5 protein-coding genes and 1 pseudogene are annotated in these 10617 nt (G+C 72.2%); 4 read left to right on the top strand and 2 right to left on the bottom strand.

The genetic code is table 11. From position 1 onward, the window contains the following. Nucleotides 1-2 precede the first annotated feature (2 nt). Together OWM54_RS36845 and OWM54_RS36850 are read right to left on the bottom strand one after the other, a co-directional pair. A pseudogene (locus tag OWM54_RS36845) lies at nt 3-1009 on the bottom strand (thiamine pyrophosphate-dependent dehydrogenase E1 component subunit alpha). 122 nt (nt 1010-1131) lie between these two features. Beyond that, a complete protein-coding gene (locus OWM54_RS36850) occupies nt 1132-2259 on the bottom strand; it encodes a metalloprotease (protein WP_267700407.1) in 1128 nt (375 codons plus the stop codon). 244 nt (nt 2260-2503) lie between these two features. Between OWM54_RS36850 and OWM54_RS36855 the strand changes: the two genes are divergently transcribed. From OWM54_RS36855 to OWM54_RS36870, 4 genes are all read left to right on the top strand, one after another. Next, nucleotides 2504-4294, top strand: a complete 1791-nt coding sequence (locus OWM54_RS36855; protein WP_267700408.1) for a PP2C family protein-serine/threonine phosphatase — start codon at nt 2504-2506, stop codon at nt 4292-4294. A gap of 18 nt (nt 4295-4312) precedes the next feature. Further along, entirely contained in the window at nt 4313-6832 is a 2520-nt protein-coding gene (locus OWM54_RS36860) for a tetratricopeptide repeat protein (protein WP_267700409.1), read from the top strand. After that, complete coding sequence (locus OWM54_RS36865; RefSeq protein WP_141325740.1) at nt 6829-7746, top strand: PhnD/SsuA/transferrin family substrate-binding protein; 918 nt, start codon at nt 6829-6831, stop codon at nt 7744-7746. The genes OWM54_RS36860 and OWM54_RS36865 overlap by 4 nt, the downstream gene beginning before the upstream one ends. A 222-nt stretch (nt 7747-7968) precedes the next feature. Next, nucleotides 7969-10617 (top strand): TonB-dependent receptor domain-containing protein, encoded by a 2649-nt coding sequence (locus OWM54_RS36870; protein WP_267700410.1) that lies wholly within the window; start codon nt 7969-7971, stop codon nt 10615-10617.

The following is a 10617-nucleotide window of genomic DNA, read 5'->3' on the forward strand; positions in this document are numbered from 1 at the left end:
GGTTACTTGTCCTCCGCGAAGATGTGCTTCCAGATGGTCTCGGGGCCCGGCAGCGGCTCGTCCCGGGCGATGCGGCGGCGGCGGCCATGTCCTCGGTGTAGCGGTTGCGCAGCTCGTCCATCTGCTGGCGCGTCAGCACGCCGTCCTGCTCCAGGCGCGCCTCGAAGTTCTTCAGGCAGTCCACCTCTTCGGAGACGTAGTTGGCGCCGGACGCGGACGAGTGTCCGTACAGGCGCGACACGTTCGCCTCCAGGAGGAACGGCTTGCGCTCCTTGCGCACGTACTCCATGGCCTCCTTCAGCTCCTGGTAGGCCTCCACGGGGTCGTTGCCGTTGATGGTCTTCGAGCGGATGCCGAACGCCTTGCCGCGCTCGCTCACGCGGGGCTCGCCGTGCTGGCCTTCCGCCGACGTGGAGATGCCCCACTTGTTGTTGGTGACGATGATGAGGATGGGCAGCGGGTTGGCGGGACGGCTGCTCCACACCAGGCAGGAGGCGAAGTCACCCTCGGCCGTGCCGGCGTCGCCACCGGTGACGATGGTGATGCCGTCGCCGCCCACGCGCTTCTGCACCATGGCCGTGCCCGGCGCGATGGCGTACTGCACCTCGATGGGCGAGCTGACGGGGGCCACGTTGTACTTGCGCAGCGAGAAGTGGCCCGCGAAGTTGCGGCCGCCGGAGTACGGGTCCGACGCCGTGTTCTTCATCTGCCGGAGGGCGCCGATGGGCTCCTCGCCCAGCGCCAGCAGCGTGCCGGACTGACGGTAGTGGGCGTGGAGGTAGTCGTACTCGGGGCCCTGGCCCTTCTTCATCAGCAGGCCGAGCGGGACGTTGAACGCCTCCTCGCCGGGACCGCCAATCCAGAAGTACCCATGGCCCTGCTTGTACATCTGGATGAGGCGCTCCTCGAGGACGCGCGTTTTGACCATGAGGTCGTGGATGCGGACCAGCAGCTCCTTGTCCAGCTGGAGCGGCGCGGACGATTCTTTGATGAGTCGGGGTCGAGACACGCGCGGGCTTCCTCTATCTGGAGGGGACGCCCCTATAACCCGGATGCGCCCCCATTTCTCAAGCGAGAGATGCCGCGTCGGCTTCCCACCACCCGGCCGGGCCCGGTGGCGCGGCGCGGCAATCAGCCTCGCTCATCCGACTTAGGAGCCCGGCCACGTCGCAGGGCCGTGACGCGGTCCGTTAGCGTGGCGTGGCCCAGGACGTGGGCCCGCGCGTCGACGGCGGCCAGCGTCTCGTCGGAGACCAGCGGCGCCTGGGGGCCTGAGAGCAGCGACTCCAGCTCCGCGGTGCGTCCGGCCTCCAGCAGGGCGAGGGCCAGCGCGTGGGCCGCGCGTGGCGAGGGCTCGCGGGTGAAGGACTCCTGGAGGGGCCGCACCGCGAGGTCCGCCAGGCCGCTGTCGAGCAGGAGCTGGCCCACGCTGCCCGCGTCGTGGGGGACGTCCTCGTCGCTGGCCACCGTGCGCGGGGAGGCGCGCGCGTGCTCGGGGCCCGGCTCGGGTGTCTTGGCCGCGGCGGGCTTGCGTCCCAATAGCGCGTCGAGCGGGATGGCGCCCTCGGTCGAGCCTTCGCGCGCCAGGGGGCGGCGGGGTGGGGTGATGGGCTTCAGGCGTGCCTCGCGCTGGCGCTGGAGCAGCCTGCGCCCGTTGCTGAACCCCAGCATCAGGGCGAGCACGCCCATCCAGACGGTGCGCGTGACGATGGCGCCCACCACCAGCGCCACCGCGGTGAGGACGCCGAGGACCTGGAGCCCCCGCTCGTGTCGATAGCCGGCGCGGTGGCGCACGAGCGAGGCGACGAAGTCCCCGCCATCCAGGGGGCGCACCGGCAGCAGGTTGAAGAGCCCCCAGCCCGCGTTCGCCCACAGGAGCTGTTGGAGCAGCGCCCCGCCCAGGCCCGGTTGCCCTCCCGGCGAGGCGAGGTCCGAGGCCCACCACGCCAGCCCGCCCACCAGGAGGCTCGCGGCGGGCCCGGCGAGGCTCACCCACGCGGACTGGCGGTGCGTGAGCCGGTCCGAGCCCCGGGTGGTGCCGCCCAGCTCATGGAGCGTGATGTTCGCCGGGGAGCCGAAGCGGCGCAGCGCCCAGGCGTGGGCCAGCTCGTGGAGGAGCACGGACACGAAGACCACCGGCAGCCACATCGCCAGACGGCCTGGCTCCGCGGCGAAGTCCCAGCCCGTCGCCAGCGCGGTGAGGAAGAAGAGCGGCTGGAGATGAACGGGCGTTCGCGCCACGTGGAAGAGCGGCTTCATGCTCCCGCGAGCCTAACCGGGCCCGCGCGTGGACGCCGGGTGAAGGGCCCCGCCCGACACTCACCGGACGTGAAGTGTCCTCGCTGAACAGGATGCGGGCCACACCCGTCAAGGCACGTCGCGCCGCGTGGTGGCGGAGACGTGTCGTGGGGGGCAGGACCTCGCGAAGCAGGAGAAGTGCGCTAGAGTCGCGACTCTTTTTCGCTCCCGCCGCGCCTCGGGCGTGGCCCTTCCGGGTGTGTCCTTGTCCAGCACGAACACGCGTCTGAACCCCGCGCCGGAGTCCGGTACGTCCCCTGGCACGTCTGCGGGAGCCGCCCCACCACCGGCCGAGAGGACAGGCACCCGGGAGCTGACGGGCTCTCGCGAGTCCACCGCCACGCGCCTGACCTCCAACGTGGGCCTGCCCCACGCCGAGCAGACGGGCACGCTCATCGCGCCGCTGGAGGCGGGGGAGCTGCCCAACGTCGCCGCCATCCGCGGGCCCCGGCTGGATCAGATCCTCCTGCTCACCACCACGGCGCTCGTCGTGGTCATCGTGGGCCTGCTGGCGGCGCTGTCGGTGGCGTCCACCCAGTCCCAGTTCGAGGAGACCGCGCGCCGCTCCACCGAGCGCATCCAGGAGCAGGCCCGCGAGCTGGGGCGCACGGTGGGGCAGACGCTGGCGCTCACCTCCGTCACCAACCTGCGCGACAACAACTACGCCTTCCTGGAGGGCGTGGCCGGCTCCATCGTCACCACCAACCCCAACATCCTCCGCGTCCAGATTCTCGACCCGGAGGGCGTGGTGATGGCGGACAGCGAGCCGAAGGCCGCGGGCGCGGCCGAGTCCGATGCGCCCACCGGCCGCGTCGCCGAGCAGCGCCTGGTGCAGGCCTTCTACCGCGACCAGCCGGTGTACGAGATTCAAGAGCCCATCGACTACGGCTCCAGCAGCGGCAAGGGGCTGGTGGTCATCAGCTACTCGCTGCGCGCGCTCCAGGTGCAGTTGGAGGAGCTGGAGCGGGACAAGCGCGAAACGGTGCGCGCGAACACGGTGCGCATGCTGGGCCTGGGGCTGGGGTTCGTGGTGCTCGCGGGCGTGGTGGCCGCGTTCCAGAGCCGTCGCATCACCCGCCCGCTGGGCATGCTCACGAACAAGGTGATGCAGCTGGCCGCCGGTGATTTGGGCGCGCGCACGCAGGCGGCGCGGGGCGCGGGGCGCGAGGTGCGCACGCTGGGCGTGGTGTTCAACCACATGGCCGAGCGCATCAAGGTGCTGCTCGACGACGTGCGCGCCAAGGCGCAGCTGGAGCGCGAGGTGTCGCTGGCGCGCACCGTCCAGGAGACGCTCCTGCCCGGCCGCGACGCGGTGCAGGTGGGCGCGCTGCGCATCGCGGGCCTCGTCGTCACCGCGGACGCGTGCGGCGGCGACTGGTGGTTCCGCGCGGCGCTGGACGAGCAGCGCGTGGTCATCGGCATCGGCGACGTGACGGGCCACGGCCTGTCCACCTCGCTGGTCGCCACCAGCGCCACCAGCGGCTTCGCCTCCGCGATGACGCTGCGCGAGCCCTCGGAGGTCAACGCGCGGATGCTCATCACCGCGCTCAACGTGACGCTGGCCAACGTGGGCCGCGGCGAGCACCAGATGTCCAGCGCCCTGGCCGTCATCGACGTGTCCACCGGCGTCATCGACTACGCGGCCGGCGCGCACCCCAGCCCCCTCGTCTTCAACCGCCACAGCGGTCAGGTGGCCTCGCTGCCCGCGCGCGGTCCGCTGCTGGGCGCGTCCGTGACGTCGCAGTTCACCTCGCGCGACGGCCAGCTTCGCCCCGGCGACATCGTCGTCTGGTACACCGACGGCCTCACCGAGGCGCGCGACGGCGGAGGGCGCATGTACGGCACCCAGCGCCTGGCCGCCGCGGTGCAGGCCAATGCCCACCTGTCCCCGGAGGCGCTGCGTGAAGCGCTGCTCGCGGACGCCCGTGCCCACAGCGCGGGACAGCCGCAGCGCGACGACATCACCGTCGTCGTCGCCGAGTTCAGCCCCGCCTGACCCCTGGACGACTCCCGCATGCGCCGCACACCCCACACCCCCAAGCGACGTCTCGTCCCCGCGCTCGCGCTCCTGGCCTCGCTGGCCAGTCCTCCCGTCCTGGCGCAGTACCGCGCGCCCCCCATGTCCGAGTCGCAGCGGCTGGTGAAGGAGGGCGAGCAGGCCCAGGTCTCCGCCAGCGCCGCGAGCGCCTCCGGTGACAAGAAGGAGGCCGAGGAGAAGTACAGGAAGGCCCTGGGCCTCTTCGAGAAGGCCCTGGCCGCCGAGCCCACCTCCATCACCGCCGCCGCGGGCGTGGGCTCCGCCGCCAACGCGCTGCAGGATTGGGCGCGCACCGTGGAGCGCGTGTCCGCCGTGCACACGGCGAACCCGTCCGAGCTGACGCTCGCGTATCCGCTGGGCGTGGCCCTCTTCAAGCTGCGCCGCTTCCCGGAGGCGGTGCCGATGCTGGAGCAGGTGGCCCAGGCCGACCAGGCCGAGCACCTCATCGTCCACTACTACCTGGCCAGCTACTACCTCTACGCCCAGCAGGGCGACGCGGCGGTGACGCGGCTGCAGCGCTACCTGTCGCTGCGCCCCGCGAAGCTGTCCGGCAACGACTTCCAGATCCACGAGCTGCTCGGCCGCGCGCACGTGCTGCGCAGGGACACCGTGGCCGCTCGTGCGTCCTTCACCCAGGCCCAGGCCGGGCGGCCCGAGTCGCCCACGGTGCAGTTGGGGCTCGCGAGCGTGCTGGAACTGGAGGGCAAGGGGGTGGAGGCGCGCACGCTGCTGGAGGGCGTGGCCACGCGCTTCCCGCAGGCCGCCGAGCCGAGGGAGAAGCTCGCGCGGCTGTACCTGTCCGCCGGTGATTTGACGCGCGCGGAGTCGGAGGCGGTGGCGGTGGTGAAGCTGGGCGCGACGCCCGCGGCCTACCTGCTGCTCGGTGACGTGCGGCTCGCGCGCAAGCAGGCCCCGGCCGCCGAGGAGGCCTACCGCAAGGTGCTGGAGCTGCAGCCGGGCCTGGTGCTGGGACAGATGGCGGTGGGCAAGGCGCTGCAGGCGCAGGGCCGTCACGAGGAGGCCATCCAGTTCCTGGAGGCCGCGGTGCGCTCGGGCGCGAGCAGCGTGGACCTGTGGGCCTCGCTCGGCTCCGTCAACCGCCGCGCCGGCCGCTTCCAGCGCGCGGTGGAGGTGCACCGCCGCGTGGTGGAGATGGCGCCCCGACAGGCCCTGGGATGGATGCTGCTGGGCGCGGACCACTTCGCCACCGGCCAGTGGGACCAGGCCATCGAGGACTACGGCAACGCGCTCCAGGTGGAGCCCCAGCACGCGGGAGCCAAGCAGTGGCTGGCGCGCGCGCTGGCCCATCGCGCGAGAGATCGCAGCGGTGCAGGTCGGGCCGACGACGCGGTGCGGGATTTGCGCCGAGCCTTCGACCTGGACCGCAGCGCGGTCATGGCCCGTCGACTGACGGCGGCGCTGCTGGAGACGCGCACGTACGCGGATGCGCGCAAGGTGATGGAGCAGGGCGCCACGCTGCCTGGCGCGACGTGGAGGGACCAGCTCCTGTTGGGCTATGCGCGGCTGGGCGCGGGTGACGCGCAGGCGGCGCTGGAGGCGTTCAACCTCGCCGGCAAGCAGACGGAGGAGCCCGACCAGCAGGCCGAGGCGTCCGTGGGCGCCGCGCTGGCGGAGGTCGAGCTGGGGCAGGTGGACGCCGCCGTGCAGCGGCTCACCGAGGTGGGCCCGTCGCGAGATGCCGCGAGCGTGGCCCAGGCCAACCTGCCGCGCGTGCTGGTGCGTCGCGCGCTCGCCCGGCTGGAGGCGGGAGATGCGGAGGGCGCGGACCGCGACCTCGACGCGGTGGACAAGCTGGGCACCGGCAAGCGGGGAGACCTCGCGAAGCTGGCCCTCTTCGCCCGGGGCCTGACGCGCGCGGAGGCCGGTCGTCACGCCGAGGCCGCCGCCGCGCTGAAGAAGGCGCTCACCCCCGCGCAGCCCTGGGCCTGGCCCAACACGCGCGCGCTGGCGGACGCCTTCGTGCTCTACAAGAAGGGGCAGGTGGCCGCCGCCCGCAAGCAGCTCACCGCCGCGGCCAAGAAGCCCATGCCGGGGCAGCCCAGGTGGATTGCGTCCATGACGGGCGCGCTCCACCGGCGCGAGGCCTCGCTGGCCTACGCCTCCGGCAACATGAAGCTCGCCGAGAAGGCCCTCAAGGCCGCGCTCGCCACCGAGCCCGAGGACGCGCTCGTCCAGCACAACCTGGCCTGCGTCGAATGGCGCAAGGGCAAGACGTCCGACGCGCTGAGCACCTGGCGGCGGCTGGAGTCGACCGTGTCCGTGGCCTCGCTCAACCTGGGCATCGACGCCCAGGAGCGTCGCCGTGAGCCGGCCGAGGCCGTGGACGCCTGGCGCCGCTACCTCGCCTCCGGCACCGGGCCTCGCATGGCCCAGGTGCGCGAGTGGAAGGACCGACTGCAGAGCCTGCACGGCCTCGCCGAGCCCGCGGGCAGCGTCCCGTCCAACGGCCCCGCCGTGGTGGAGGAGACCCCATGAAGACGCCTCGTTTCCCGTGGGCCATCCTCGCGCTGGCCTTCCTCGTCGCATCCCCCGCCGTCGCCGCGGCCCCCAAGAAGGCCACCGTGGGCGTCTTCCTCGCCACCACCTTGAGTGATGGTCAGGAGCGCTTCCAGTACGCGGAGGCCCTGGCCGCCAAGCTCACCGAGGTCCTGGACCGCCCCGTCGCCGCCAAGAGCTTCGGCCGCTACGAGGACTTCGCGCGCGCCATGGCGGACGGCCTGGTCGACTTCGCCGTGGTGGAGGGCTGGGCCGCCGTGCAGCTGGGCTCGCGCGCCACGCCCCTGGCCTGGGCCTCGCGCCCGGGGGAGTCCCAGCAGCGCTGGGCCATCGTCTCCACCCACAAGGGCGCGGTGAAGGACCTCGCCGGCAAGCGCCTGGCCCTGGTGAAGGGCGCCGGCCCCGCCGACCCCAAGTTCGTCACCCACGCGGTTCTCGGCGGCGACTTGGACGCACAGCGCCATTTCAAGCTGTCCCCCGTGCCCAACGTGGAGTCCGCGCTGAAGATGCTCGAGGCCAAGGGCGCCGAGGCCGCGCTCGTCCCCGTTTCCCACGTCCCCAAGGACAAGGACCTGCGGGTGCTCTTCCGCAGCGCCCGGCTCCCCGGCGCCGTGCTGGTGGACCTGCGCAACCACAAGGAGGCCCTGGAGCAGGCCCTGCCCACCGTGGGCGCCGTGGCGCCGTTCGAGCCCTTCGCGCGCATCCAGGGCAAGGACTTCGAGGACTTCCGACGTCTCGTCACCCAGGGCCCCCCGCGCCGCCAGCCCGTCTTCGCCGACGTGGCGGACACGCGCGTGGACGCCGAGGTCTTCGTCCGCGCCGAGGCGCTGGGGCCCTCGCTGCCGTCCTTCACCAGCGACCTCGCCGTCTCCGCCGAGCAGCCCGACGACTGATTTCACGCAACCTTGGACGCTACAGCCCGAAACACTCTTGAGTTTCCAGGGAATGAGAATCACCGGCTTGGCCCGGCGGGGTCTCTGGGGTAGCTTGTTTTTCGACGGCGCGAGCGTGCAGGTGAGCGAATTCGTCCAACAGACCGATTGCCCTGGCGCCGCGCCCGCCAACCGGGGCGTACAGGACCGCGGGGGCTCCTCCCATCCGCGGATGAGAGAACGATGCACTCGATTGTGTGTGGTGATCCGCTGCCAGGCGCGGTGCGTGCTCACGTGAAGCGCCGGGGCCTTCGCGCCTTCTTCACGGTGTCGGCCGTCCTCTGCGCGCTGGCCGTGGCCCACCCGACGGTGGCCCAGGCGCAGCAGAGCGACGCGGCCTCCGAGTCGCAGCCCAAGGTGAAGCGCAAGAAGCGCGTGGCGAACGGGACGAAGCCCGCCGCCACGACGACGAAGACGCCCGCCACCAAGCCTCCGCGCGCGACGGCGAAGAAGCCGCCCAAGACGCGCAAGCCTCCTCGTGGCACCGAGGCCGCGCCCGCCGACGCGGAGATCCCCGTGCTGGGCGGTGGCCTGGGGGACGAGCCCACCCCGACGACGGAGTCCGTGACGGCCGAGCCCCCCGTGCCCGTCGCCCCGGCGCCCACGGTGGAGTCGCATCCCCCCGCGCCGCTGCCCACGGCTCCCGTGGCGAGCCCCGGCGCGCAGCCCGGCCCCAGCATCGCGGATCCGCTCCTCTCGACGCCCGCCTCCACGCCGGGCCACGGCGCCGTGCTGCCCGCGACCAAGACCCCGCCTCCCGCGCCCGTCGCCACAGACAACGTCCCCATCAGCGCGCCCTTCGCCGAGCCCACCCTGGACCGGGCCATGCCGCCCCCGTCGGGCCTGGCCGGGCTGGATCCCCTGGGCGGCGCCGACCCGCTGGAGGAGTCCGTCAACCGCGTGCTCAGCGAGGCGGTGGTGACCACGGCCGGCAAGCGCAACCAGCGCATCGCGGACGTGCCGCTGACGGTGTCGTGGATTCCCGCCGAGGAGCTCGAGGGCACCGGCCAGTTCACGCTGTGCGAGGCCATCCAGTACTTCCCCGGCATGGAGTGCCGCCGGGGCTCCATGCGCAAGGCGGCGGTGAGCGCGCGCGGCCTGGGCTCCAACTACCTGTCCAACCGCCTGCTGCTCCTGAAGGACGGCCGCCCGCTGACGGACCCGTGGACGGGCCAGTTCTACGCGGACGAGACGACGCCCCTGGTCAACCTGAAGCAGGTGGAGGTCATCCGGGGCCCGGGCTCCTCGCTGTACGGCTCCAACGCCTTCAGCGGCGTCATCAACATCATCGAGCGGCAGCCCGCGGACCTCATCGCCCCGGGGCGCAGCGTGGGCGCGGAGGCGCGCGTGCTCGCCGGTCAGGACCAGACGTGGCGCCTGCACGGCAACGTGGCCGGCCGCGGTGGCCCGGTGGAGGCGCTGCTCGGCTACTACGGCTTCGGCTCGGACGGCCCGCAGCTCTTCAATGATCCGGCCACGGGCCTGGTGGACCGCAACCAGGACTCGATGGTGCACCAGGTCAACGGCAAGGTGCGCGTGGGCCCGCTGGCGCTGGACGCGGACTTCACCGACGCGACCATCGGCCGTCCAGGCGGCTCGCACACCGGGATTTCGACGGTGGGCAACTGCGGCCGCTGCCACTACACGCCGAACGACGAGGAGTCCGTCCAGAACCTCAACGCCTCCGCGCAGGTGGACCAGCAGGTGACGGACAGCCTGCGCCTGTTCGGTCAGGTGTACGGCTTCTTCAAGCGCCGCGACGTGGTGATGGAGAACGCCTTCGGTGGCGACCCCACGCGCGCGCTGGGCAAGCGTCGGCGGCTGGGCGGCGAGGCGCGCGCCTTGTACTCGGCGGGCCCGGTGTCCGTGACGTTCGGCGGCGACGTGAAGTTCGACCAGGTCAACGTGCCCAACGTGCTGCCCGAGCTCACGATGGACGACACGAAGCAGACCATCATCGGCGGCTTCGTGGACGCGGAGTACCGCCCGCTGGAGCGCGTGGTGCTCAGCGCGGGCGCCCGCTATGACCGCTACCAGATTCCCGAGCGCGTCTGGCGCGAGCGCACGGACCAGATCTCACCGCGCGCCAGCGTCGTCTTCCACGCGGTGCCGGAGCTGCTCACGCTGCGCACCAACTACGGCCGCGCCTTCCGCGCGCCCACGCTGGCGGAGCTCGCCATCAACCAGCAGATGTACGCCTCCACGCTGGTGGGCAACGCGGGCCTGCGGGCGGAGACGCTCGACACCTTCGAGGCCTCGGTGGACTTCTGGCCCTTCGAGCGGCGGGTGCGCCTGACGGGGACGGGCTTCTACAACGTGGCCAAGAACTTCATCAATCAGCAGCTCGTGTTCGGCTCGGTGTCGCAGTTCCGGAACATGGGCGACGCGCGCATCGCCGGCGCGGAGCTGGAGGCGGCCGCGCAGATTCCGTCCATCAACTCGTCCTTCGACGTGGCCTACCAGTTCCTCGACGCCAAGAACGTGCCCTTCGACGGCGGGGCCCGCACGCCGCTGGACTACGCGCCCACCCACCGCATCTACGCGCGCGGCCGCACCAACATCGGCAAGGTGGCCTTCGTGGAGCTCTACGCCCTCTTCGTGGGCTCGCGCTTCGACCCGGGCTTCCAGGTGGACGAGGCCACGGGCCTGCCTGGCTCCCGCGTGGAGCTGCCCAGCTACCTCACCGCCAGCGCGCGGGTGGGCTTCAACGTCTACGACGGCATCTCCGTGTCGTTCCTGGGCTCCAACCTCTTCAACGCCGCCTACGAGGAGTCTCACGGCTTCCCCGTCGCGCCCCAGTCCTTCTTCAGTGAAGTCAAGGTACGCTACTAG

The organism is Myxococcus sp. MISCRS1 (assembly GCF_026626605.1).
In the GTDB taxonomy this organism is placed as follows: domain Bacteria; phylum Myxococcota; class Myxococcia; order Myxococcales; family Myxococcaceae; genus Myxococcus; species Myxococcus fulvus.